This is a genomic window from Mesorhizobium sp. L2C084A000 (assembly GCF_000502875.1).
Classification (GTDB): Bacteria; Pseudomonadota; Alphaproteobacteria; order Rhizobiales; family Rhizobiaceae; genus Mesorhizobium.
The window spans coordinates 554,891-578,965 of the sequence record NZ_AYWX01000009.1 but is presented as its reverse complement, the minus strand read 5'-3'; the positions used below and the strand labels follow the sequence as shown (position 1 = coordinate 578,965).

23 protein-coding genes, 1 tRNA gene and 1 riboswitch are annotated in these 24,075 nt (G+C 66.0%); of the genes, 5 read left to right on the top strand and 19 right to left on the bottom strand.

Annotation, left to right across the window (positions count from 1 at the left end; translation table 11 throughout):
* Window positions 1-9: 9 nt before the first annotated feature.
* A complete protein-coding gene (locus tag X735_RS145445) occupies window positions 10-573 on the bottom strand; it encodes a BA14K family protein (RefSeq protein WP_023812414.1) in 564 nt (187 codons plus the stop codon).
* A 188-nt stretch (window positions 574-761) separates the two neighbouring features.
* Between X735_RS145445 and X735_RS145450 the strand changes: the two genes are divergently transcribed.
* Together X735_RS145450 and X735_RS145455 are read left to right on the top strand one after the other, a co-directional pair.
* Window positions 762-1,892: an endonuclease/exonuclease/phosphatase family protein gene (locus X735_RS145450; RefSeq protein WP_023812413.1), complete on the top strand. Its 1,131-nt coding sequence runs from the start codon at window positions 762-764 to the stop codon at window positions 1,890-1,892.
* A 23-nt stretch (window positions 1,893-1,915) separates the two neighbouring features.
* Window positions 1,916-2,632 carry a hypothetical protein gene (locus tag X735_RS145455; protein ID WP_023812412.1) on the top strand — a complete coding sequence of 239 codons (717 nt, stop codon included), beginning with the start codon at window positions 1,916-1,918 and terminating at the stop codon, window positions 2,630-2,632.
* Here the strand turns inward: X735_RS145455 and X735_RS145460 are convergent.
* The 4 genes from X735_RS145460 to X735_RS145475 all read right to left on the bottom strand — a co-directional run bounded on the left by X735_RS145460 (window position 2,629) and on the right by X735_RS145475 (window position 6,229).
* On the bottom strand, window positions 2,629-2,871 hold the full coding sequence (locus tag X735_RS145460; RefSeq protein ID WP_023812411.1) for a hypothetical protein: 243 nt from the start codon (window positions 2,869-2,871) through the stop codon (window positions 2,629-2,631). The genes X735_RS145455 and X735_RS145460 overlap by 4 nt on opposite strands.
* A 133-nt stretch (window positions 2,872-3,004) precedes the next feature.
* Window positions 3,005-4,222: an ABC transporter permease gene (locus X735_RS145465; protein ID WP_023812410.1), complete on the bottom strand. Its 1,218-nt coding sequence runs from the start codon at window positions 4,220-4,222 to the stop codon at window positions 3,005-3,007.
* A 2-nt stretch (window positions 4,223-4,224) separates the two neighbouring features.
* A complete protein-coding gene (locus tag X735_RS145470) occupies window positions 4,225-4,932 on the bottom strand; it encodes an ABC transporter ATP-binding protein (RefSeq protein ID WP_023812409.1) in 708 nt (235 codons plus the stop codon).
* 4 nt (window positions 4,933-4,936) lie between these two features.
* The gene (locus tag X735_RS145475; protein ID WP_023812408.1) at window positions 4,937-6,229 is read right to left on the bottom strand and encodes an efflux RND transporter periplasmic adaptor subunit; all 1,293 of its coding nucleotides are present in this window, start codon (window positions 6,227-6,229) and stop codon (window positions 4,937-4,939) included.
* 101 nt (window positions 6,230-6,330) lie between these two features.
* Here X735_RS145475 and X735_RS145480 point away from each other — a divergent pair, with 101 nt between their 5' ends.
* Both X735_RS145480 and X735_RS145485 read left to right on the top strand, forming a co-directional pair.
* Window positions 6,331-7,239, top strand: a complete 909-nt coding sequence (locus X735_RS145480) for a PhzF family phenazine biosynthesis protein (protein ID WP_023812407.1) — start codon at window positions 6,331-6,333, stop codon at window positions 7,237-7,239.
* A gap of 106 nt (window positions 7,240-7,345) precedes the next feature.
* Window positions 7,346-7,421: transfer RNA gene (locus X735_RS145485), tRNA-Lys, on the top strand.
* 253 nt (window positions 7,422-7,674) lie between these two features.
* Here X735_RS145485 and cobT read toward each other — a convergent pair.
* From cobT to X735_RS145520, 7 genes are read right to left on the bottom strand one after another with little or no spacing between them, the layout of a single operon-like run.
* Window positions 7,675-8,685 carry a nicotinate-nucleotide--dimethylbenzimidazole phosphoribosyltransferase gene (gene cobT, locus X735_RS145490; RefSeq protein WP_023812406.1) on the bottom strand — a complete coding sequence of 337 codons (1,011 nt, stop codon included), beginning with the start codon at window positions 8,683-8,685 and terminating at the stop codon, window positions 7,675-7,677.
* A 50-nt stretch (window positions 8,686-8,735) separates the two neighbouring features.
* A complete protein-coding gene (locus tag X735_RS145495) occupies window positions 8,736-9,512 on the bottom strand; it encodes an adenosylcobinamide-GDP ribazoletransferase (protein WP_023812405.1) in 777 nt (258 codons plus the stop codon).
* A gap of 3 nt (window positions 9,513-9,515) precedes the next feature.
* The gene (locus X735_RS145500; RefSeq protein ID WP_023812404.1) at window positions 9,516-10,829 is read right to left on the bottom strand and encodes a cobyrinate a,c-diamide synthase; all 1,314 of its coding nucleotides are present in this window, start codon (window positions 10,827-10,829) and stop codon (window positions 9,516-9,518) included.
* Complete coding sequence (gene cobA, locus X735_RS145505; protein WP_023812403.1) at window positions 10,826-11,644, bottom strand: uroporphyrinogen-III C-methyltransferase; 819 nt, start codon at window positions 11,642-11,644, stop codon at window positions 10,826-10,828. The genes X735_RS145500 and cobA overlap by 4 nt, the downstream gene beginning before the upstream one ends.
* Window positions 11,641-12,405 carry a precorrin-4 C(11)-methyltransferase gene (gene cobM / locus X735_RS145510; protein ID WP_023812402.1) on the bottom strand — a complete coding sequence of 255 codons (765 nt, stop codon included), beginning with the start codon at window positions 12,403-12,405 and terminating at the stop codon, window positions 11,641-11,643. The genes cobA and cobM overlap by 4 nt, the downstream gene beginning before the upstream one ends.
* Window positions 12,402-12,788 (bottom strand): cobalamin biosynthesis protein, encoded by a 387-nt coding sequence (locus X735_RS145515; RefSeq protein WP_023812401.1) that lies wholly within the window; start codon window positions 12,786-12,788, stop codon window positions 12,402-12,404. The genes cobM and X735_RS145515 overlap by 4 nt, the downstream gene beginning before the upstream one ends.
* Window positions 12,785-14,014 carry a bifunctional cobalt-precorrin-7 (C(5))-methyltransferase/cobalt-precorrin-6B (C(15))-methyltransferase gene (locus X735_RS145520; RefSeq protein ID WP_023812400.1) on the bottom strand — a complete coding sequence of 410 codons (1,230 nt, stop codon included), beginning with the start codon at window positions 14,012-14,014 and terminating at the stop codon, window positions 12,785-12,787. The genes X735_RS145515 and X735_RS145520 overlap by 4 nt, the downstream gene beginning before the upstream one ends.
* 1 nt (window position 14,015) lies before the next feature.
* On the opposite strand from X735_RS145520, the gene X735_RS145525 reads away from it, so the two are divergent.
* Complete coding sequence (locus X735_RS145525) at window positions 14,016-14,777, top strand: cobalt-precorrin-6A reductase (protein ID WP_023812399.1); 762 nt, start codon at window positions 14,016-14,018, stop codon at window positions 14,775-14,777.
* Here X735_RS145525 and X735_RS145530 read toward each other — a convergent pair.
* The 7 genes from X735_RS145530 to X735_RS145560 are packed head-to-tail and all read right to left on the bottom strand — an operon-like array spanning window position 14,741 to window position 23,612.
* A complete protein-coding gene (locus X735_RS145530) occupies window positions 14,741-15,505 on the bottom strand; it encodes a precorrin-3B C(17)-methyltransferase (RefSeq protein WP_023812398.1) in 765 nt (254 codons plus the stop codon). The two genes, X735_RS145525 and X735_RS145530, sit on opposite strands and share 37 nt — an antisense overlap.
* Window positions 15,502-16,260: a precorrin-2 C(20)-methyltransferase gene (locus tag X735_RS145535; RefSeq protein WP_023812397.1), complete on the bottom strand. Its 759-nt coding sequence runs from the start codon at window positions 16,258-16,260 to the stop codon at window positions 15,502-15,504. The genes X735_RS145530 and X735_RS145535 overlap by 4 nt, the downstream gene beginning before the upstream one ends.
* Window positions 16,257-16,889, bottom strand: a complete 633-nt coding sequence (locus X735_RS145540; protein ID WP_023812396.1) for a precorrin-8X methylmutase — start codon at window positions 16,887-16,889, stop codon at window positions 16,257-16,259. Before X735_RS145540 ends, X735_RS145535 begins: the two co-directional genes overlap by 4 nt.
* Before the next feature lie 2 nt (window positions 16,890-16,891).
* Window positions 16,892-18,406, bottom strand: a complete 1,515-nt coding sequence (cobG, locus tag X735_RS145545; RefSeq protein ID WP_023812395.1) for a precorrin-3B synthase — start codon at window positions 18,404-18,406, stop codon at window positions 16,892-16,894.
* On the bottom strand, window positions 18,403-22,125 hold the full coding sequence (locus tag X735_RS145550) for a cobaltochelatase subunit CobN (RefSeq protein ID WP_023812394.1): 3,723 nt from the start codon (window positions 22,123-22,125) through the stop codon (window positions 18,403-18,405). Before X735_RS145550 ends, cobG begins: the two co-directional genes overlap by 4 nt.
* Window positions 22,126-22,143: 18 nt before the next feature.
* A complete protein-coding gene (gene cobW, locus X735_RS145555) occupies window positions 22,144-23,181 on the bottom strand; it encodes a cobalamin biosynthesis protein CobW (RefSeq protein ID WP_023812393.1) in 1,038 nt (345 codons plus the stop codon).
* 2 nt (window positions 23,182-23,183) lie between these two features.
* A complete protein-coding gene (locus X735_RS145560; RefSeq protein ID WP_023812392.1) occupies window positions 23,184-23,612 on the bottom strand; it encodes a DUF1636 family protein in 429 nt (142 codons plus the stop codon).
* Between the two features lie 37 nt (window positions 23,613-23,649).
* Window positions 23,650-23,855: riboswitch (cobalamin riboswitch) on the bottom strand.
* Window positions 23,856-24,075 lie beyond the last annotated feature (220 nt).

The window sequence follows — 24,075 nt, the reverse complement described above, 5'->3', positions numbered from 1 at the left end:
CAGGTCAGCTCAATAGGGTGAGTAGCACTGCTGGCGCGGGCCGTTGTAGGGCTGGAAGGTGTTGTCGTAGGCCCGGTACGACCGGTAGCGGTTGTAGCACCATTGGACATGGGCGCTCGAAAGCCGTCCCGCGCGGTAGTAGCGGCGCGGCGCCGGCCGGTCATAGTAGTCGTAATTGTTGTACATGCTGCCGAGGCCAAGCCCCAGGCCAAGGCCCAGGATCGCGGCACTCGCGCCATCATCGTAGTAACGGCCGCCGCGATAGTGATGGCGACCATGGCGCCAACGCCAGTTGTCTCCACCATTCCAGTTACCGCCGCCGCCCTGCCAGTGTCGACGGCCGCCGTCCCAATTGCCCGACCGGCGCCATCTCCAATCGTCGTTGTTGAACTGACGGTTGTTGCCGCCGGCCCAACTGTCGCGAACCGGCGTGACATTCGGCGCCGCCGTGCTGGTTGGTATCGACAGATCCGGCTGCATGATCGGTCCGGCGGCGGACGGTGCCGTGACGCCGGACAGGATACCGAGGGCTATCAGCCCCGATTTGACCGTGGAAGAAAAGAGCGAACTCATTGCACTCTCCAAGAGTTACAGGCCCCACGCCCACCCGAGGAATGGGCAACAATGGATGTTTGCATCTGAACGGCGGATGAACGGAAAGGTTCCGTCAACCATGACGCGAACGCGCCCAGGACCAATCGATCTCAGATGGTGGTTTTGCGCGCTTGTTTTCCGAAGCACTTGCGGGCAAAGGTCATGGCATGTCGCTGCGCCTTGCCACCTTCAATGTCGAGAACCTGATGAACAGGTTCGATTTTTCCGGCTATCGCAACCAGCTCAACGAGGATCGAACGCTGGCGCTGTTCGATATCCAGAGCGAGGCGGAATACAGGATCCTGGAGCAGGCCCGCGCCATCGCCCAGTCCGACGACACGCGCCAACTGACGGCGCTGGCAATCGCTGCCACCCGGGCCGACATCATCTGCATGCAGGAGGTCGACAACATCGAAGCGCTGAAGGCCTTCGAATACGGCTATTTGTTCAAGATGGTGGGGCAGGGCTACCGGCAGAAATACACCACATCGGGCAATGATTCGCGCGGTATCGACGTTGCCGTGATGATGCGCAACGAGACCGCGCAGGGCCAGCCGATCGAATTCGTGCGCATGACCAGCCACGCCTACGTCACCTACGAGCAGTTCGGGCTGCACACGCCGGAACTCGAGGTACTGGGCAATCAGGCCAATGAGCGCATTTTCCGGCGCGACTGCCTGGAGATCGACGTCACCGTGGGCGGCGTGCCGCTGACGCTCTATCTCGTGCATTTCAAGTCGATGGGCTCGCCGCGCAACGGACTCGACGGGCGCGAGGCGACGATGCCGGTGCGCATCGCGGAGGCGCAGGCCGTGCGCCGCATCATCGAGGAGCGCTTCGGTGGGGACACCGCTGACAAAAGTGGGGCCGCCGACAAACGCTGGGCGATCTGCGGCGACATGAATGACTATCGCCAGCGCGTGAAGGTAGCAGGCGATGCGATCGACGGTTATCGCTTCGAGGTGGTCGACGAAGCCCTGTCCTGCATCAACGTGCTGACGGCAGGCGGCTTTTGCGAAAATGTCGTCGAGCGGCGGCCGGAGATGAACCGCTGGAGTTTCTACCACACGCGAGGACCCGAAGAGCGGCATCTGTGCCAACTCGACTACATTCTGTTGTCGAAGGGGCTCGCCGCCAGCAACGCAACGGCCGTTCCCGACATTATCCGCAACGGCCAGCCCTGGCGCACCATTTTTCCGCCCGGCCAGGAGGTCGAGCGGTTTCCGCGCGCCGGCTGGGACCGGCCGAAGGCATCGGATCATTGCCCGGTGGCGATCACGCTGGACATTGTCCGGTAAGCAGTATTGGGGCCTGATACGGTATGAGTTTCGACCTGCCGCGCAACGTCATCCTGCCGGTCGACGACATCGACGTCCGGCTCGATCCCGGTCCGCACCCTTTCGCAAGGGACAATGCAGAGGCGATCGCCGAGAACTGGCAGCACGAAATCGCCGCCAATCCGGCGCTGTTCGACGGCATGGTGGTGCTGCTGTCGCAACTTGCCTACCGCGACAGCCGTCTCGTCGGCCGCTGCCATGCGGTCAATTACTCGACGTTCATGCTGTGGCGGAAGCGGCGCGAGAATTCGGGCGCCGAGCATGCCTATGCCCATGCCATGCTGGTGGCCGGCGACAATGCGCTGGTGGCGATCCGCATGGGGCCGCACACAGTCAATGCCGGCCGCGTCTATTTCGCTGCCGGCTCGTTCGAGCCGATCGATTTTCGCGATGGGCTGGTCGATGTCGATTTCAACATGATGCGTGAGGTGCGCGAGGAAACTGGGCTCGACCTGTCAGGTGCTGAACGCGGCAAGCGATACCACGCCATGTCGACCAGCAGCGGCACGGTGATCTTCCGCCGCTATCACGAGACGGCGCCCGCAGACGAGATCGCCAGGCGCATCTCAGCCTTCGTCGCCACCGAGACCGAGCCGGAGATCCAGGGGCCGGTGATCATCCGCCATGCGGCCGACCTGCCGGATGGGCTCTCGCCGCACATGAAGCCGCTGATCGAGTGGCATTTCGCAAACATGGATTAAGGGCGCGTTTTGTCCTGTGCCGCCTTGCGATCGTTGTGGGCAGCGACGAGGAACAGGATGAAGCCGATGCCCAGCAAGCCGCCAATCGCCATTCCCATCGTCTGGCCGACGACTGCCTGGAAATCCGATGTGACGCGGTCGGGATTGGCCATGCCGTAGCGGGCGAGATACCACCAGATGCCTGCAAGAGCCGCCTCGATGATGACCATCGCCAGGATCAATCGCGCCTTCTTGCTCATCCCGCTATTCCTCCACCCAAGGTCAATTGCCCTAGCATCGCGAACAGTGTGGGGACAGTGGCGGGCCGGGTGGAAACGTCGAAGACTGTGCAAAACCGGGTCGGAGCGCCGGCCGCGTTCTGGCCGGGTTGCCCTATTCGTGCCTTAGCGCGTCGATCGGATCGAGCCTGGCGCCGCGCAATGCCGGGAAGAAGCCGAAGACCATGCCGATCAGGGCGGAAAAGCCGACGGCGAGCAGGATCACCGCCGGGCTCGGCGCAAACGGGATGGTCAGCGTCACCGCGGCGAGGCCGGCCAATGCCAGGCCGATCAGGATGCCGATGATGCCCCCGAGCAGCGACAGCACCGTCGCCTCGACCAGGAACTGGATCAGGATGTGCTTCTCATGCGCGCCGATGGCCAGCCTGATGCCGATCTCCCGGGTGCGCTCGGTGACCGACACCAGCATGATGTTCATGATGCCGATGCCGCCGACCAGCAGGCTGACGCCGGCGACGGCGCCCAGCATGCCGGTCATGGTGGTTGTGGCGCTGGCCATGGCGTCGGCGATCTGGGTCATGTCGCGGATGGCGAAATCGCTCTCGCGGTCCGGCGTGATGCGGCGCGCATCACGCAAAATATCCTCGACGCGCGGCTGCAATTCGCTGGTCGGTGTGCGGTCGTCGGCGGCGATGTAGATGTTGTCGATGTCGCGGTTGCCGGCGATGCGGCGCTGGTAGGCGTGCAACGGCATCAGCACGACATTGTCCTGGTCCTGGCCGAAGCCGGTATAGCCCTTGGGCTCGAGCAGGCCGATGATCTTGCAGGAGGTGCGGTTGACGCGGATGATCTCGCCTTCGGGATCGCCGGCGCCGAAGAATTGCTGGCGCACGGTCTCGCCGATCAGGCACACGCCGGTGCCCGAGCGGGTTTCGGAATCGCTGAACGGGCGGCCCGACACCAGCTTCCAGTCGCGCGCATCGAGATAGGCGCTGTCGGTGCCGGTGACGCCCGAGGTCAGGCTCTCGGTGCCGAAGATGACGCGGACCTGCTTTTGCGAGGCCGGTGAAATCGCGCGCGCGCCGCTGAGATGCGCCACAAGTGCCGCAAGGTCCTTTTCCGCGAGCGGACGCACCACCTGGTCGAGCCCGCCCGGTCCGCCGGGGCCGGCCGGACGGCCGGAGCGGACCACCAGTAGATTGCTGCCGAGCTTGGAGATGTCGGCCTTGACCTTTGCTGTGGTACCCGAGCCGATGGTAAGCATGGCAATGACGGCGGCAACACCGATGACGATGCCGAGCAAGGTCAGGAACGAGCGCAGCACGTTGCGGCGGATCGAGCGCAGCGAGAGGCGGACGGTTTCCCAGATCATGGTTATGCCGTCTCCAGCTTCATTGTGTCGGAGGCGACATGACCGTCGAGGAAGCGGATGGTTCGTTCGGCATAATCGGCGACGTCGGCCTCATGCGTAACCATGGCGACGGTCAGGCCAAGCCCGGTGTTGAGCCGGGTCAGCAGCTCCATGATCTCGTGCGTGCGGGCGGTGTCGAGATTGCCGGTCGGCTCGTCGGCGACGAGCAGTGTCGGGCGCGTGACGATGGCGCGCGCGATCGCCACGCGCTGCTGCTGGCCGCCGGACAGTTCGGCCGGCGTGTGGTGCTCGCGGCCGACAAGGCCGACCTGCGCCAAGGCCTGCATGGCCAGGTCGCGGCGCTCGCGGGCGGCGACGCCGCGATAGATCAGCGGCAGTTCGACATTTTCGGCCGCCGTGGTGCGGGCCAGCAGGTTGTAGCCCTGGAAGACGAAGCCGACATAGAGGTTGCGCAGCATGGCACGGCGGTTGCGGTCGAGGCGGCCGGCGTCGATGCCCATGAAGGAATAGGTTCCGGCCGTCGGCGTGTCGAGGCAGCCGATGATGTTCATCGCCGTCGACTTGCCGGAGCCGGACGGACCCATGATGGCGACGAATTCGCCACGCCGGATGGCAAGATCGACGCCGGCCAGCGCATGCACCTTGGCCTCGCCCTGGCCGTAGCTCTTCCAGACCTTGTCGAAGGTGATGAGGGTCGCGCCCGCAGCCACGGCATCAGCTCCGCTGCTGCGACGCGGTGATGATTTGAGCGCCTTCGTCCAGGCCCGAAATGATCTCGGTCAGTTCGCCGTCGGTCGAGCCGATCTTGACGTTGACCGGGTGCGGACGCCCGTTCTCCAGCACGTAGAGCGTGCGCGAGCCGTCGGTGGGCACTGTGGCGGCCTGGCGCTGGCGGTTGCCGCCGGGGCGCCCCATGCGGCCGGTGAACAGGTCGCTCAGGCTCCAGCCGCGGGCGGCCTGCTGCGCCGGACGATAGCGGAAGGCGGTGGCCGGCACGGTGAGCACGCCCTTGGCCTGTTTGGTGACGACCGAAACGGTTGCGGTCATGCCGGGCCGCAGCAACAGCTCGTTGTTGTCGACCTCGAGCCGCGCATTGTAGGTGACGACGCCGTCGGTGGTGACCGAGGCATAGGAGATGTCGCGGATCTCGGCGTCGAACGGCCGCTCGGGGAAGGCATCGACGGTGAAGCGGGCATGCTGGCCGGATTTGACCGCGCCGATGTCGGCTTCGTCGACCGCCGCCACCAGTTCCATGTTCCTGAGATCGGCGGCGATGATGAACAGCACCGGCGCCTGCAGGGAGGAGGCGACCGTCTGGCCGGGATCGACCGAGCGCGTCAGCACGATGCCGTCGATCGGCGCATAGATGGTGCTCTTGGCAAGGTCGGTCTGCTGCGCCTTGAGGTCGGCCTGGGCGATGGCGAGGTTGGCCTGCGCACTGTCGAGCGCTGCCTTGGAACGGTCGCGCGTGGCGGTTGCTGCTTCAAGCGACTGGTCGGTCGCCATGCCACGCCTGGTCAGTTCGGCGGCGCGCACCAGCGCCTTCTCGTTTTCGGTCAGCGTAACCGTGGCGTCCTCGACATTGGCGGCGGCGGCCTTGGCCGAAGCTTCGGCGCGCTCGATCTGGACCTCGAGTTTCACCGTGTCGAGTGTCGCCAGCACGTCACCCTTCTTGACCTGCTGGTTCTCCTCGGCCGAGACCGAGCGGATGATGCCGGACAGTTCGCTTGAAATGTCGACCTGGGTGAGCGGCTGCAGCGTGCCGGTCGCCGATACCGCGACGGTGAGATCAGCCTTGGCGGCAGGCACGGTGGTGTAATCGATCCTGGCCGGCGAGCCGGCATACCACTGATAGACGCCGAGCGCGGCGGCGAGCACGATCAGCGCCAGCAGCGCATAGAGCCAGCCGCGCCGACGCGACTTGCGCCGCCCCGTCTGGTCGAGCCCAAGCGCCGTCTCGATGGCGGAATCCGATTCCGTGTTTGGCAGATTGACAATCTGGTCCACGCTGGACCCCTATAATGCGCAATGTCCCTATCTGTGCACAGATCAGGCTTACTGGTTCAAATATCAAATTAAATTTCGCCCATGTTGGGATTGAGGCAGGAATGAAAACTCGGAATTACTTGCTTTACGATGTGTTTACGACCGAGCGACTGGCCGGCAATCCTTTGGCCGTCGTGCTGGACAGCGAGGGATTGGACACGGCGGCGATGCAGGCCATCGCGCGCGAATTCAACCTGTCCGAGTCGGTTTTCGTGCTGCCGCCGGACAATCCCAAGCACAGAAACCGCATTCGCATCTTCACCCCCGACTATGAAATGCCATTCGCCGGCCACCCGACCGTGGGCGCCGCGATCGCGCTGGCCGAACTGGCGGAAGAGGGCGGCGCCGGCATCTTCGTGCTGGAGGAAAACATCGGCCCGGTGCGTTGCGCCGTCAGCAAGCACGACGGCAACACCTTCGCCGAGTTCGACCTGGCGAAGCTGCCGGAACCGCTGAAGCTCGAGGCCGATCCGGAGGCGATCGGCGCCGCCCTTGGGTTGACGCCGCATGAAATCGGCTTCGAGAATCACCGCGTCGCGTTCTGGTCGGCCGGCGTGCCCTACGTCACCATTCCGGTTGCCAATCTCGAGGCGGCGGGCCGAATCCGGCTGGACAACCAGGCCTGGTCGGAACTGGCGCCGCGCAAGAGCGAATGGGCCTTTGCCAGCCCCTATGTCTATTGCCGCGAAACGGTGAACCACGAAAGCGCCTTCCATGTGCGCATGATCGTGCCTGGCACGCCTTCCTACGAGGATCCGGCGACCGGCTCGGCGGCTGCCGCCTTTGCCGGCGCCATCATGCATTTCGACGCGCCGACCGACGGCATTTCGCAGCTGTGGATCGAGCAGGGGCTGGAGATGGGCCGGCCATCGCGCATCCGCCTCGAACTGACCGTGCAAGGCGGAAAACTGGCCTCGGCGCGCATCGGCGGCAATGCGGTCAAGGTGGCGGAGGGCAAGCTGTTCGTCTGATCGAACGCATGCTCGGTCGATTTGTCGGGAAATGATTCCGGCAGGGCTGGACAGGACCGGTGGTGGCGGCTATATGCCCGCCAACGCCGGTTTTTGCCGGCCGAGTGGGTGCGTAGCTCAGTTGGTAGAGCAGCTGACTCTTAATCAGCGGGTCCACAGTTCAATCCTGTGCGCACCCACCAAATTCCTAGAAGAGTTGGTGGAAAGACCCTGAAAGCGAGACGCGTTTGGCGCGTCTCGGGCATGCGTCTGGCCGTGATTCTTCAACCGCTATCCGGATCTCGTGGCGATTCAGCCGCGTTGAAAAATGCGGCTCAGAAACCGGCCGAATCGAAAAGCAATGCTCTTTTCCCCGGTTGAGAATCGCCGATGCCGGAAGATGCTTCCTTTGTCGTGACAACGGCTTCTTTGTCGGTCGATACGGGGGTTGGATACCTACTTCTCCGAAACACCCGCTTCTGCAAAACTTGCCATGCGGGCATGGCACTCCAGCGCCGAGCGCACGATGTTGACGGCCAGACACGCGCCGGAGCCTTCGCCGAGCCGCATGCCGAGATCGAGCAGCGGCGGCAGGCCGAGCGCTTCCAGCAGGCCACGGTGGCCGGATTCGGCCGAGACGTGTGCGGCGATTGTGTGGGCAAGCCCGGCCGGGTGCAGCTTTGCCAACGGGGCTGCGGCGGCGGTGCAGACGAAGCCGTCGAGCAGCACGGGTATGCCGAGATGCCGGGCGGCCAGCGTCGCGCCGAAGATGGCAGCGAGTTCGCGGCCGCCGAGTGCTGCGGCGATAGTCAGCGGATCGGCGAAGGCGGCAGCGTGGCGCTTCAGGCCGGCTTCGATGGCGACCACCTTGCGCTTCAGCCCGGCGTCATCGACACCGGTACCGCGTCCGGTCCATTTTTCCGCACCGCCGCCGAACAGGGCTGCTGAGATGGCAGCCGCCGGCGTCGTGTTGCCGATGCCCATTTCGCCGAAGCAGATCAGGTCGATGTCTTTCGTCACCGCGTCGTAGCCGGCCGAGACGGCGGCGAGAAAAGCTTTCTCATCCATCGCTGGCCCTTGCGTGAAGTCGCCGGTCGGATGGTCGAGATCGAGCGGGATGACGTCGAGTTCGGCGCCGGCCATGCGGGCAAGCTGGTTGATGGCGGCACCGCCGCCGGCGAAGTTCGCCACCATCTGCACGGTGACTTCCGAGGGATAGGCCGACACGCCTTGCGCGGTGACGCCGTGGTTGCCGGCGAAGACGAAGACTTTTACGCGGTCGAGTTTCGGCATGTCGCGGCCCTGCCAGCGCGCCAGCCAGGCGGCGATCGTCTCCAGCCGACCAAGGCTGCCTTGCGGCTTGGTCAGCGTGTCCTGGCGGCGGACGACCGCATTGGCCGCGGCATCGCTGCCGGCCGGCAGGTCGAGGCAGGCGGCGCGCAATTCACTAAGCGATTTGAAGGGCATGGGGGCAAAGTCTCCGAAAAGGAATCAGGCCAAGGGATCAGGCCAAGGGATCAGGAAAGCGCTACGGAAGCGACGAGCAGCACCGCGATCTCGCTTGCCTGCTGCAAGGCGCCGATCGTGTCGCCGGTCTGGCCGCCGATCTGATTGAGGCAAAGGACACGGAAGGCGGCAAACAGCAGGCCAAGCAGGATGAGCGCGAAAACGGCGCCGCCCAGCCCGAGCAGCAGCAGCAGGATCGCGCCGAGCACGGCGCCGGCCATGGCGGTTTCCTGCGAGACGGTGCCGGCGTCGGCCGAGAGGCCGTCGACCCGCGCTGGGGGCAAGAGGTGCATGAAGGCGCCGATCAGGCCGCGCGAGGCCGCGTGCGCGGCCAGGAGGGCGAACAGGGCCTGTGTAGGGTCGACGAGTTCCGACAGCGCGCTCCAGCGGATCAGCAGCGACAGGCCCAGCGCCGCCGCACCATAGGCGCCGATGCGGCTGTCGCGCATGATCTCGAGTTTGCGGCCGCGTGATTTGCCGCCGCCAAAGCCGTCGGCGACGTCGGATAGCCCGTCCTCATGCAGGCAGCCGGTGGTGAGCACGGTTGCCACAAGCGCAAGTGCGGCCGCCGGCCCCATGGCCAGCCCAAACCGTTCCGCCGTGGCGAAGACGATGGCGCCGATCAGGCCGACGACAAGTCCGGCAATGGGGGCTGCCCAGATCGCGGCGGCAAGGCTGCGGCCGCGAAAATCGAAAACGGGCAGCGGCAGCCTTGTGAAGAAGACCAGGCAAAGCGCGATGTCGTCGACGACCTGCCGCGGTGAAAGGGCCAGATTCTTGAACTTCATGCTCTAGCCCCTCGCAATCGCGTGGAAGAAGGTGCCGCTGACATGGCCGCGCCGATAGCCCGAGGCGCCGATCGGATTGCCCTGGCCGTCGGCGAGGTCGGCCAACGGCTCGTCATTGCCTGTCGCCGTCATCTGCGCATAGTGGAATTCGTGGCCGCGGATCAGCGCGCCTTGTGAGCCCAGCGGGCAGTCGGCGCGCAACCGCGCCTCGCGGTAGCCGAGATTCATCTTGCGCCTGGCGAAGCTGGTGGCATGGCCGAGCAGGCCGAGCATCGCATGCGTTTCGCCCGATGCGTCCTCCAGCGCTTCGCCCAGCACCATGAAGCCACCGCACTCGCCATGGATGGGCTTTGTTGCTGCAAAACGCGCCATCCCGGCGCGGAAATTCGCGGCGGCGGCGAGCTTGCCGGCGTGTAGCTCGGGATAGCCGCCGGGCAGCCAGCAGACATCGCAAGCCTCGTCGGGCGCTTCATCGGCAAGCGGCGAGAACGGGACGATTTCCGCACCCGCCTTGCGCCAGTAGGCGGCGACATGTGGATAGAGGAAGGTGAAGGCGGCATCCTCGGCCAACGCGATGCGCTGGCCGGGCGGCGCCAGCGCGTCGTCGAAGCTGCCGGGCGCCGGGGTGAAGGGTGTCGCCAGGGCCATGATGGCGTCGAGGTCGAGCGACTTTTCCGCCATGTCGGCCAGCCGGTCGAGATGCGCCATCAGGTCGTCATATTCGCCGGCCTGGACGAGGCCGAGGTGGCGCTCCGGCAGGTTCAGCGAGGGATCGCGCAGGATGGCGCCGACGACCGGCAGGCCGATCGCCTCGATGGCGTCGCCCGACAGCCGCCGGTGCCGCTCGCTGCCCAGCCGGTTGAGCACGACGCCCGCCATGCGCACGTCCGGATCATAGGTGGCAAAACCCTTGGCGACGGCGGCCGCGGTGGTCGACTGGCCGGAGACGTCGAGCACCAGCAGCACCGGCAGGCCATAGAGCCGCGCCAGGTCGGCCGCCGACCCAGTGCGCCCCGGCGAGGCCGGAATGCCGTCGAAGAGGCCCATGGCGCTTTCGAGGATGACGAAATCGGTGTCGTCGGCGGCTTGCGCGGCGAGTGCGTTGAGCAGCGATGGCGGCATCGCCCAGCTGTCCAGATTGACGCCGGACAGTCCCGTGGCGGCGGTGTGGAAGCCAGGGTCGATATAGTCGGGGCCGGATTTGGCGCCGCGCACTTTCAACCCGCGCCGGGTGAGCGCGCGTAAAATGCCGATGGTGACACTGGTCTTGCCGGAGCCGGAGCGCGGCGCGCCGATGATGATGGCGCGGGCCGTCATGCTTGCCCCGCAAGGGCCGCGCGCATGGCGACGATGCCGCCAACGACGATCAGCGCCGGCGAGGCGAGACCGGCGGCTGCGGCTTTCTCGGCAATGGTGGCGAGCGTTGCGACGACGGTTCGTTCCTGCGGCGTCGTCGCGGCGACGATCACTGCCGCCGGTGTCGAAGGCGCCAGCCCGCCGTCGAGCAGTGCCGCCGCGATCAAAGGCAGGTTGGCCATGCCCATATAGACGACGACAGGCTGGCCGGTGCGGGCGATCGCCGCCCAATCGAGATCGTCATCGGTGCCAGCGGCGTGGCCGGTCGCCAGGATCAGCGCCTTGTTGATGCCGCGCATGGTGGCCGGAATGCCGGTCGCGGCCAGAGCGCTGAGGCCCGAGGTCAGGCCTGGCAGCACGCGGAACGGGATGTTTTCACGCGCCAGCGCCAGAGCTTCTTCGCCGCCACGGCCAAAAATATAAGGATCGCCGCCCTTCAGCCTGACGACGCGGCGGCCGTCGCGCGCCAGTCGCACCAAAAGCGCGGTGATGTCGTCCTGTTTCATCGACGGTTTGCCGCCGCGCTTGCCGGCAAAGAAAAGCTCGGCATTTTCGGCAACGGCGACGACATCCGATGAGACCAGCGCGTCGTAGACCAATGCATCCGCCTCGGCCAAAGCCGCCAGCACTTCCAGGGTCAGGCAGCCGGGGTCGCCGGGGCCGGCGCCGGCCAGCCAGACATGGCCCGGTTCAAGCCGGAGCGGCTTGAAATTCAGCCGGGACAAGGCTTTTTCGAGCGTGGCGTTTTCGCCGTTGTTTTTGGTGCTGCCGTTCACAATCCGTCCCGCCCGCGAAAACGCCGCTGATAGTGGGCGTCGTACAATGAACTCTCGCCAAAACCTTCCGCTGCCAACGAGCGGCCTACGAAGATGATCGCCGTGCGCTCCATCGGGTCGGCAGCGAGCTGCGCTTCGATGGTCGCCAGAGTGCCGGTCAGCACGCGTTCGTCCGGCCAGGAGGCGCGGAAGACGATCGCCACCGGGCAATCGCCGCCATAATGCGGGGTCAGTTCGGCGACGACGCGGTCGATGGCGTGGATGGCCAGATGAATGGCAAGCGTGGCGCCGGTGCGGCCGAAGCCGGCCAGCGTTTCGCCGGGCGGCATTTTCGAGGCGCGTCCGGAAATGCGGGTCAGCACCAGGCTTTGCGCGACCTCGGGAATGGTCAGCTCGCGGCGCAATGCGGCGGCGGCAGCGGCGAAAGAGGGGACGCCGGGCGTCAGCGTATAAGGGATGCCGTGCTTTTCCAGCCGGCGGATCTGCTCGGCAACAGCGCTCCACACCGACAGGTCGCCGGAATGGAGACGGGCGACATCATGGCCGGCCTTATGGGCCGCGACATACTCGGCCTCGATCTCGTCGAGCGACATCGGCGCGGTGTCGATCAGTTCTGTCCCCGGCGCGCAGTGCTGCAGCAATTCGGGCGCGACGATCGAGCCAGCATGCAGGCAGACCGGGCAGCTCGCCAGCAACCGAGCGCCGCGCAGCGTGATGAGATCGGCGGCACCGGGACCGGCGCCGATGAAGTGGACGGTCATGGCGCATCTCCGCTGATGGCGATGGCGCAGGTGACCGGGCCGAGCACCGTGCGGGGCCCGAGCAGTCTGGCGCCTTTGCCGGCGACGGCAAGGGCGGACGCTTCGGAAACCGATGGTGTGCCGGCGAGTTCTTGCGAGAGCTCGGAATGGCTGAGCGTGTCCGACGAGGCGGCCTGAAGTGTCGCGTCGTCGACGATGATGACCGGAAGGTTTAGCGCGCGGCTAGCGGCGGCGATCGCTTCTTCATTCTTCTTGAACTCGGCAGTCGCCAGTGCCGAAAGGGCCGTCATCGCCAGCCCGTAGGCTTCGAGGGCGGTTTCGATCGCGGCAAGCACGTCTTCGACGCTCACGCCCTTTCGGCTGCCAATACCCGCGACCATCATGGCTTCACCCAGCTCCAATGCGTGACTGGCATGGCTGGCCGCCATGCCTGCATCGCGCCGACCGGCGACGCGCGAGAGATGGCGATGCGGGTGAGATCGCCGCCAAGCGAGACATGGCGGGCGAGAAGCAAGGCTTCCATCTCCAGCGTCACCGCATTGGCCACAAGACGGCCGCCAGTGCGCAGCGCTTTGATGGCAGCGTTCAAGACACCGGCATCGCTGCCGCCGCCGCCGATGAAGATCGCGTCCGGCGTATCCAGCCTGGCAAGCGCCTTGGGGGCGCTGCCTTCCACCACGACAAGGCCGGGAACGCCGCAGGCGGCCGCGTTGCGGCCAATGCGGGCGGCGCGGATCGGATCGGCCTCGATGGCTATGGTGCGCATCGAAGGATGGGCCAGCATCCATTCGATGCCGATAGAACCGGAGCCGGCGCCGATGTCCCACAGCAATTCGCCGCGCCGCGGCGCCAGCGCCGACAGGGTGACGGCGCGGATCTCGCGTTTGGTGATCTGGCCGTCATGGTCGAACAGATGATCGGCAAGGCCTGATGTGAGCGGCAGGACGCGCGCATCCGGACCCGAGTCAATTTCGACCGCCAACACGTTGAGCGGATGGATGTTTTCGAGATCGAAGGCATCGGCGCGGGTCGAGCGCTGGCTCTCGCTTGGCCCTCCCAACGCCTCCAGGATCGTCAGTCGTGAGGCGCCGAAGTCGAGTTCGGTGAGCAGGCGCGCTATTGCCGCCGGCGCATCGCTATCCGACGTCAGTGCCAAAATGCGCGCGCCTGGCTGCAGCAGCGGCCGGATCAGATCGAGCGGCCGGCCGTGCAGCGAGACGGTCTCGATGTCCTGCAGCGCCCAGCCAAGGCGCGCGGCCGCCAGCGAAACGGCCGACGGTGCGGGGATGACATGCATCTCCTGCGGCTTGACCTTGCGGGCGAGGGTGGCGCCGACGCCGTGGAAGAACGGATCGCCGGAAGCGAGCACGCAGACGTTCCTGCCTACAAGGGCGAGTACGTCTCGCATCTCAGCATCGAACGGAACCGGCCAGGTGCGAGCCTCACCCTTGGCGAAGGAGGCGACCAGCGCCAGGTGCCGCTTGCCGCCCAAGATGATCTCCGCCTGGGCAATCCGCTGCTTGGCCTCGTCGCCGAGACCCGCTAAACCGTCCTCGCCGATGCCGACGATTGTGAGCCAGGCGGCGCTCGATTGACCCCTAGCAGGCATGATGACCCACCGCATTCTGATCCTCGGCGGCACCACCGAAGCCCGGCAACTGGCCGGAAAACTGGCGGCGCGAGCCTCGGTCACGCTGTCGCTGGCTGGCCGCACTGAAAGCCCGGTCGCGCAAGGCGTGCCGGTGCGAAGCGGAGGCTTTGGCGGTGCCGATGGGCTGGCCGCCTATCTGCGGGAGACGGGCACCGACCTGCTGATCGACGCCACGCATCCCTATGCGGTGCAAATCTCCGCCAATGCCGCGCAAGCGGCGCGCATTGCCAGTTTGCCGATCCTTGCCCTGCGACGCCCCGGCTGGGAGCCTGTCGAAGGCGACCGCTGGACTGAGGTCAATACATCCGGCGATGCCGCGCGAGCGCTTGGACCGGCGCCGCGCCGTGTTTTCCTGGCGCTGGGCCGGCAAGAGGTCGCTGCTTTCGAAGCTGCGCCCCAGCATCATTATCTCGTCCGCAGCGTCGACGCGATCGAGCCCAAGCTTGCCGTGCCGGATGCGAGCTATCTTCTGGCCCGTGGCCCGTTTCGTGAGGCGGAGGAACGCGCGCTGCTCGAAAAGTATCGCATCGATGTCATCGTGTCCAAGAACAGCGGCGGCGCGGCGACTTATGGCAAGATCGTTGCGGCGCGGGCGCTTGGGATTGAGCTGGTCATGATCCGCAGGCCGGCTTTGCCGGATGTTGCTTCGGCTGAAACCGTCGAACAACTCGCCGCGATGATCGATCATTTTGTCCGTCCCGTGGACGAACGCGGCGTGTAGACCAGCGCCGGCTTCTCCGCGCGCTTGATGATCCTTGTTTCCGGCGAGCCGATGATGATGCAGGTCGCCATGTCGGCCTTTTCAGCCTCGACATCGGCCAGCAGAGTGACCTCGATGCGCTCGTCCGGGCGGCCGGCGGCGCGGCCGAAAATCACCGGCGTGGTGCCGGGCAGAATCGCGGCCAGGCATTCGAAGGCGCGGCCGAGCTGCCAGGGGCGCGCCTTGCTGATGGGATTGTAGAGTGCGATTACGAAGCCGGCGCCGGCCGCCGCCAGCAGGCGCAGTTCGATCAGCTCCCAGGGCTTGAGATTGTCGGACAGCGAGATGGCGCAGAAATCATGGCCGAGCGGCGCGCCGATTCGGGCGGCGACCGCGAGCATTGCGGTGATGCCGGGCACGACGGCGATGTCGACCGCGCGCCATTCGGCCGGGCCGGCCTCGATCGCTTCGCAAACGGCCGCAGCCATGGCGAACACGCCGGGATCGCCACCAGAGACGACGGCGACATCGTGGCCTTCGGCCGCCTTGATCAAGGCGTCCTTGGAGCGGGCGAGTTCCTCGCGATTGTCGGAAGCGACGCGGGTCTGATCCGGGCGCAGCTCCAGCCGGTCGAGATAGGGTTTGTAGCCGTAAAAGAATTTGGCCTCGGCGACGGCGCGGCTGGCTTCCGGGGTGACCTGATGGGCATTGCCGGGGCCAAGGCCGATGACGGTGAGACGACCGCTCATGCCTGCGCTCCCAAGACGCCAGGCCGGCCGGACCAGCCGGCGACCAGCACGATGGCGAAATAGGGCGCCTTGTCGTCCGGCTTGTCGGCCAGCTTCATCGACACGCTGCCGGCCATGGTGCCGCGCTCGACATAGACGGCGCGCGACAGCTTGGCCGTAGCCTCCAGCGCCCGCCTGATCTTGGGCAGGTTACGGCCGACCTTCATGATGACGGCGGCATCGGTGTCAGCCAGCCGGCGCGTCAGCTCGAACTCGCTCATCGTGCCGGGCAGCACCGTCAGCACATCGTCGCCCTGGACGATCGGAACACCAGTCTGCGACCAGCAGCCGGACATGGCGGTGACGCCGGGAATGACCTCGGTCGGAAAACGATGGGCGAGGCGCACATGCAGATGCATGTAGGAGCCGTAGAAAAGCGGGTCGCCCTCGGACAGCACGGCAACCATCTTGCCTGCCTGGAGATGCTCAGCAACTTTCTCGGCCGAATCCTCGTAGAAGGCCGTGATCTGCGAGCGGTAATCGTCGTGGTCCTTGTCGATTTCGGTGGTGACGGGATAGAGCAGCGGCAATTCCGTCATTTCGGGCCGGAACTGCGCTTCGACAATGGCACGCGCGTTGCTGTTGTTGCCGCGCTTGGCGAAATAGGCCACGACATCGGCTTCCGCCAAGACGCGCGCGGCTTTTAGCGTCAGCAGTTCGGGGTCGCCGGGACCGGTGCCGACGCCGATGAGACGGCCTTTGAGAAAGGCGTTCACAGGCCCGGCCTCGCCAATGAATTGAGCGCGGCGGCGGTCATGGCGCTGCCACCGAGCCGGCCGCGCACGATGGCGTAGGGAACGCCATAGGAATTCTCGGCCAGCGCGTCCTTGGATTCCGCAGCGCCGACGAAGCCGACCGGCATGCCGATGATGGCCGCCGGTTTCGGCGCGCCGTCGCGCAGCTTTTCCAGCAGGTAAAAGAGCGCGGTCGGCGCGTTGCCGATGGCGACCACCGAACCGGCCATGCGGTCGCCCCACAGGTCGATCGCGGCGGCCGAACGGGTGTTGCCGATCTCCCTGGCGATGTCGTGCGTGCGCGGGTCGCGCAAGGTGCAGATCACCTCGTTGCCGGCCGGCAGCCGGGCGCGGGTGACACCGTGCGAGACCATCTCCGCGTCGCAGAAGATTGGCGCGCCAGCCGCCAAAGCGGTGCGCGCGGCGGCAACGAAATCGGTGGAGAAGACGAAATGACTGGCGGCTTCGACCTGGCCGCAGGCATGGATCATGCGGATGGCGACATCGGCCTCGGCTTCGGAGAAGCGCGACAGATCGGCCTCGGCGCGGATGATGGCGAAGGAGCGCTCGTAGATCGCCGTGCCGTCATGGATATAGTCGTAGGCGGCCATGCTCATTTCCGTTTTTCAGTTTGGGCCTGTCGGTAAGCCTCGGCGATTGCCACCGGCCCGAGCCTTGTCAGGCAAGCGGCGGCGGTTTCGCCTTGATATCGTGCGCTGCGGATCATTGCCGCCACGCGGCCAATGCCGCGCGCGGCGTCATAGCCCGGCCTGTAGCCGGCAGGAAGGCCCTTTGCCGTCGCGTTCACGACAAGTCCGGCTCCGTTTTCGCCGCCGACAATCGTCAGCGCCGCCGAGCCGGGGTGGGCGCAACCCTTGGCGCAGCCGGAAACGTGCAGGGTGAAGTCGAGGATGTCGGCATTTTCAGCGGCAATCGTCTCGGCAATGTCGCGCGTGGCGATGCGGCCGGAGGCGCAGGCTGGTGTGCCCGGGCAGGCGGCAATGCGCGTGCGCGGGTCGGTGGAGGAGATGACGAAGCCGAGGGTGGCGGCGGTGTGTTGGAGCGATGAGTTGGCGGCCGGTGGCTGACCTAGGAAAAGCAAGACGCGGCCTGGGGCTAGGCGGATCTCTGACGTGCCGAAGGTGAGGGCGTGTTGAGCGAGGGCGATGAGTTTGTCGGCCGGCATGCTGCCGTAGGGGAGGGCGATGCCGAGGGCCATGGCGTGGCCGCTCAAAGGGAAAAGACCGATGGGTCGGCGATCCTGCACACCCCCCTCTGTCCTGCCGGACATCTCCCCCGCAAGGGGGGAGATCGGCAGTTCCAGCGCCGGCACTCGTCCTGCCACCTCGGCGGTGGGCGTGACGTCGGCAATTGGCGAAAGCGCCGATGACGGCTCAATCTCCCCCCTTGCGGGGGAGATGTCCGGCAGGACAGAGGGGGGTGTGACGGAGTGCCAACCTGCGAGAGAGACCAATTGGCGCTCCGTCAAATCCCTCGCATGGGCCTCCCGACTCTTCTCGGCAATCATCCTGAGCACCGCAACGGCAATATCGCGCGCTACATCGTCATCGACCGTCGCAAGCGGCCTCGCGCTTTGGCCGTCACCTGAAACAGACACAGCCCACAGCACGCCAGCGCTGGCCCGCACCGCCTTCAGCCTCACATCGGCCGTGACCGCATCCAACCCAAGCTGCCCGCCACCATCGACAATCACCGAAACCTTCGGCCCGAGCCGTTGCGTCAGCCCAGCCTCTTCAATTGCCGCCCTGATCCGCTCCGCCAGCGGCCGGGGATCGGCAATCTCTTGCGGGTCGATGCCGGCCAGCGGCCCGGTCTCGACCGGCACGCCGGTGCGCACCGCGATATCAAGCGCATCGACCTCCGTCCCCAGCAGCGCCGCGCTTTCCCCCGTCAGCCCACGTATCTGTAAACTGCCGCGCGCGGTGACTTCCATGATGCCGTTACCGTGCCGCAAGGCGGATTCGGCTAACCCGATCAAAAGCTTCGGCGACAATCCTCCAGAAGATGGGCCTCCAGCGACCGGGTTGAGCCGCACCAAAAGCCCGTCGCCGGTTTGCATTGGCGCCGACAAAGCCGGGCAGGCGCCGCGGCGCGAGAAGGCGTTCATGCCGCCACCCCAAGCGCCTCGGCCTCGGCAATCATGGCCGTCAAGTCGTCGTCGATGGAATTGCGCAGGGGATGCCAGAGGCCACGCCGTCGCGCCGACAGGAAGCGCTCGGCGATGACTTTGGCAGCGGCGGGGTTCTCGCGCAGGATGAAGGCGCGGACCAGTGGATCGCCGAGATAGGCGTCATGAACCGCCTCGATCAGCGTGCCCGATATGGCATGCGTGGTTTCGGCGAAGCCGACCAGCCGGTCGACGGTTTCGGCAAATTCGGAGGCGCCACGCGGGCCGTGGCGCATTTGTCCCGTTATGAAGCGAGGATTGACGGCGCGGGCGCGCACCACCCGCGATACGGCTTCGCTGACCGAGCGCGGCTTCGGCTTTTGCGGGTCCGTGGTGTCGAGCACGATGACGTCGGCATTCCTGCCGAGCGTTGCCAAGGCGGCCGAAAAGCCGCCGATGAAGGCGACGTCGGCGGAGCCCTCGAGGATGTCGCGGGCGGGGTCGTCGCCGGTGTGGACGAGAAGATCGGCTTCGGCGATGCGGCCTTCGAAGGCGCCGGGCGCCGAGATGCCTTCTCCTTCTGCGCCGCCATAGGCGTGCGAGGTGGCGTCGAGATAGGCGCGGCCGATTTCTTCGCGCGCGGCCCAGTTGCCGGAGGACAAGATATCCTCGACGCCGGCGCCATAGGTGCCGGGCGAGGTGCCGAAGATGCGCGGGCTGAGCTTGCCATCGGCACGGGTTTTGGCCGCGAGCGGGTTTTCCGTATCGTCCTCGTCGCGGGCGGCTACCGCGTTGGCGGCGGCATCGATCAGCGCGATCTGGGTCGGGAACATGTCGCGAAAAAGGCCGGATATGCGCCAGGTGACATCGACGCGCGGGCGGCCGAGCGCGGCCGGCGGTAGCACCTCGATGCCGGTGATGCGGCCGGTCGCCGAATCCCATTGCGGTCGGCAGCCCATCAGCGCCAGGCCTTGCGCGATCTCCTCGCCGCCGGTGCGCAGCGATGCCGAGCCCCAGAGATCGATGACCAGCGAGCGCGGCCAGTCGCCATGCGACTGCATGTAGCCGCGCACGACTTCCTCCGCCGCTGCCTTGCCCAGATCGTAGGCGGTCGGCGTCGGTATGGTGCGCGGGTCCGAGGTGAACAGGTTGCGGCCGGTGGGCAGAACGTCCGAGCGACCCCGCGCGGGCGCGCCGGCCGGGCCGGCCTTGACGTGGCGGCCATCGAGCGCCGCGAGCAGCGCCGCTTTCTCGGCTTCAGCACTTTGTCGCCGCATGGCGTCGGGCTCATCCTCCGGAGCGCGGCCGTAGATATGCAGCCCGTCCTTGATGGCAAAATCCTTGAGGTCACAGAGCCAGGCGTCGATGCGGCGCAACGCTTCGTCGGGTGCGTCGGTCGTGGCGACGCCGGCTTCGGAGGCGAGACCGGTCTTTTGCGCGGTGTCGACGATCAGCTCTGCCAACCGGTCGCGGCGGCGACGGTCGAGTCCGTCGGCCTGGGCATATTCATCGACCAGCCGCTCGAGCTTGTGTTGGTTTTCGTCGAGCCCGGCGCCGGTCAGCGGCGGCGGCAGATGGCCAAGGGTGACGGCGGCGATGCGGCGCTTGGCCTGCGCCGCTTCGCCTGGGTTGGAGACGATGAAGGGATAGATGACGGGCAAGGCGCCGGTGACGATCTCGGGAAAGCAGTTCTCCGAAAGCGCAACGGTCTTGCCCGGCAGCCACTCCAGCGTGCCATGCGCGCCGACATGGACAAGCGCGTGGACGCCGAGCGACTTGCGCAGCCACAGGCCGAAGGCGATCAGCGCATGGCGCGGCGGCAGCGTCGGGTCGTGGTAGTCGGCGCGGCGGTCGACGGAGCGGCCGCGGTCTGGGGCGAGGGCTACGGTGATGTTGCCGAAGGTGGCGGCGCGGAAGGGGAAGTGGGCGGCGGTTGGCGCTTGAGCACCCCCCTCTGTCCTGCCGGACATCTCCCCCGCAAGGGGGGAGATTGAGCTCTCATTGCCGCTTTCGCCAGCTACGAACGTCGCAGAATGAGCGCCGATGGCGGAACTGCCGATCTCCCTCCTTGCGGGGGAGATGTCCGGCAGGACAGAGGGGGGTGCCTCGCACAAACCTATCTCATATTCAGCCTTCCAAGCTGCATCTACGGCAGCAATTGCTGCAGACGGCAGTGCCTTCGAGAACTCCACATAATCCCTCAAGGCCAAGCCATGCCCGCCCTGGCCCAGTCGCGCCAGCAACTCACGCGGCGTTTGCGGAATCCCCTCAACGACATAGCCCTGTTCGCTGAGGTCCTGCAGCATGGCCAGCACGCTGGACGGGACATCCAAACCCACGGCGTAGCCGGTGCGGCCGGGCGCGCTCGGATAATCCGGGATCAGGATGGCTAGCTTGCGCTCGGCGCGGGGCGTCTCTTGCAACTTGATAAAGGCCGCGACGCGGTCAGCCACTTGCGCCACACGATCCGGTTCCGGCCGGTTGGCAAAGGCGCGGTGGCCAAGTGCTGGATCGGTCTCGCTCTCACCCTTAAAGGAAATGGCGCCGGCCAGGATGCGGCCGTCGAGTTCGGGCAGCACGACATGCATGGCAAGGTCGGCGGGCGCCAGGCCGCGCTGGTTGGTCTCCCAGACATCGTGGCGGGTGGTGGCGACGATGACCTGGAAGACCGGCATGCCGGCGCGGTCGAACAGGGTCTCATTGCCGGGTTCGGCGCCGGACGCGAAAGCGGTCGCGGTGATGATGGCGGCGGGTTTCAGCGAGGCGAGTGCTGTTTCCACGAAGGCCAGGGATGCGGGGTCCTTGAGGCTGGAGACGAAGATGGGAACCGGCTTGATGCCGCGCTGGCGGAGCGCTTCGAAAAGCGCATCGATGGGCGCGACATCGGCGGCCAATAGCATCGAGCGATAGAACAGGATGGGGATGATAGGAGCGTTGACGTTGTCAGCGTCGAGTTCCTTCACACCCCCCTCTGTCCTGCCGGACATCTCCCCCGCAAGGGGGGAGATTGCGCTGTCATTGGAGATTTCGCCAATTGTCGAGGTTGCGGACGCGTCAGCTTCTAATGAAACGGGAAAAGAGCCGGCTTTGATGAAGTCCGATCTCCCCCCTTGCGGGGGAGATGTCCGGCAGGACAGAGGGGGGTGTGAAGGATCACCAACGACCCCAAGTCCTGGCTCATAAAACCCGGCTTTCGGCACTGGAACCGGCTCTGCAAAAGCCGCATCCTGTCCCGCCAGTCGCGCCAGCCTCCGCACCAGCGCGCTCATATTCGCCGGGCCGCCCTCGCGGAAATAGTCGAGCAGGCCATCGAGCTCCTCGCGCGGCAGCGTCGAGGCTTCGATCAGGCGCAGATCCTCGTCGCGGCATTCGCCGGGCAGCAGCGCCAGCTTTATGCCGTGTGCGCGGGCGGTCGAGGCAAGCTGGTCGCAGCCGTAGCGCCACCAGTCGTAGCCGCCGAGGATGCGCACGAGGATGACCTTGGCGTGACGGGCGACGCTGTCGACCCAGAGGTCGACGGACATGGGATGGCGCAGGTCACGCAGGGCAGCCAGCCGCATCGAGGGCAGGCGGCCGGCATCGGCCTTCCAGGCTGCCGCCAGTCCGGCGAGGTCGCTGTCGGTGAAGGACAGGGCCACGATATCCGCCGGCGCCTGCCGCAGATCGACCGGCTCGGCGAGGTCGTCGAGCGAGGCGGATGTCGTGGTGAGGATGTGCATCGCAACCCGTGTCCGAGATCAGCCGGCGAGTATACGCTCGATCGCCGGGCGGTTCAGCCCCTTCAGGCCGATGACGACGAGACGCGAGCGGCGGTCGTCCTGCGCGGTCCAGGCGCGGTCATAGTAATGATTGACGCGCGGCCCGACGGCCTGCAGCAAGAGCCGCATGGGCTTGCCGCCGACCTCGACGAAGCCTTTTACGCGCAGCACGTTCTCTTCTTCGGCGACGGTGGCGACGCGCTTTGCCAACTCGTCCGGATTGGCGATCGAGGCAATGTCGACGATGAAGGTGTCGAAGTCGTCATGCTCATGGTCGAATGCGCCGTCATGGTGGGACTTGCGGTTTTCGATGTCGTCCTCGACGGCGAGACCGAGCCCGAGTAGCACGGAGGGATCGACCTTGCCATGCGACGTCGGCACGATCTTCACCGCGCGGGCGGAATGTTCGTTGATGATGGCGTTGGCGCGGGCGGTGCCGGCGGCGTCCATCAGGTCGCTCTTCGACAGGATGATCAGGTCGGCGCAGGCGATCTGATCCTCGAACACTTCTTCCACCGGATCGTCATGGTCGAGCGTCTCGTCCCCGGCGCGCTGCGCCTGCAAGGCGTCCATGTCGTTGGCGACGCGGCCTTCGGCCAGCGCCGGGCCGTCGACCACGGCGATGACGCCATCGACTGTGACGCGGCTCTTCACGCTCGGCCACTGGAAGGCCTGGACCAGCGGCTTGGGCAGCGCCAGGCCCGAGGTTTCGATCAGGATATGGTCGACCCTCGGCGTCAGCGACAGGATCTTGTCAAGCGCCGGCACGAAATCGTCGGCGACGGTGCAGCAGATGCAGCCATTGGCCAGTTCGACGATGTTTTCCTCCGGGCAGGTGTCGATGCCGCAGCCCTTCAAAATCTCGCCGTCGATGCCGATGTCGCCGAATTCGTTGACGATGATGGCAATGCGTTTGCCGCCGGCGTTTTCCAGGAGATGGCGGACCAGCGTCGTCTTGCCGGCGCCGAGGAAGCCGGTGACGACGGTGCAGGGAACGCGCGAGACGGAAGCAGTCATGATCAGTCCTTCAACAGGTCGAGGGGAGGGATGCGGGCAACGAGGCCACGCTTCAGGCTATCGGGGCGGCCGCGCCATGGAATCAGGCCGTCCTTCGAGGTGGCGAAGAGCTTGGCACCCGTGATGAGGTCGGCGCCGCTGGTCGTGGTCAGGTCGCCGAAGACATAGCTCCAGCAGCCGTCGCGCAGGATGGCGGCGCTGAGGCGCCGCTTGCAATTGCCGAGGCATTCGACGCTGCGGATGCGAATATCGTCGCCAGATGCGGCGCGGCGCGTGTCGTCCGCCAGCAATTCGCCGGCGCGGGGATGGGCGTCGGCGCCGGTCTCATCGCGGCAGGAGGCGCAGACGATGATGGTGACGCCGGCCAAGGCATCATCATGGCCGGACGAGATATCCGCTGTGCCAGCCGAAAAACTGCTGTCGTGGTCCAAGATCGGGCTCCTTGCCCGGAAACCCGCCGGGCGATCGGATTCTAAAGTCGCAGACGGCAGGTCTCCTGGCTCGCGGGTCATCGCCTTGGGTAGCCGCCTTCCCGGGAACTCCCCAGTGGCTTTCGGCCTTGGCTCTTCGCTTACAGTTGCGGGGACAGCCGCGGATTTGGGATTTTGCCCCGCACCGCATTCCCTCTTAGCCCTTGCCGTTGCGGGCAAGGGACCATCTGAACCGGATTTAGGCTTTTGCGGGCAGCGGTGTCAACGCAACGCAGGGGCAATCTGAAATCAGGGGCGGGGACGCTTCACTACCACTGACCGCTCTTCGCGAATGCCATCTTCGTTGTTGGGATCAGGAAAAGCTGTAACGAAAGCCGTCAGAAGGATATCTCCATCTTGCCGGTCCAGCCATCCGGCGCTGTCACCCACATCGAAGTAAATGCCATCAACTTTGAAGCCAAAT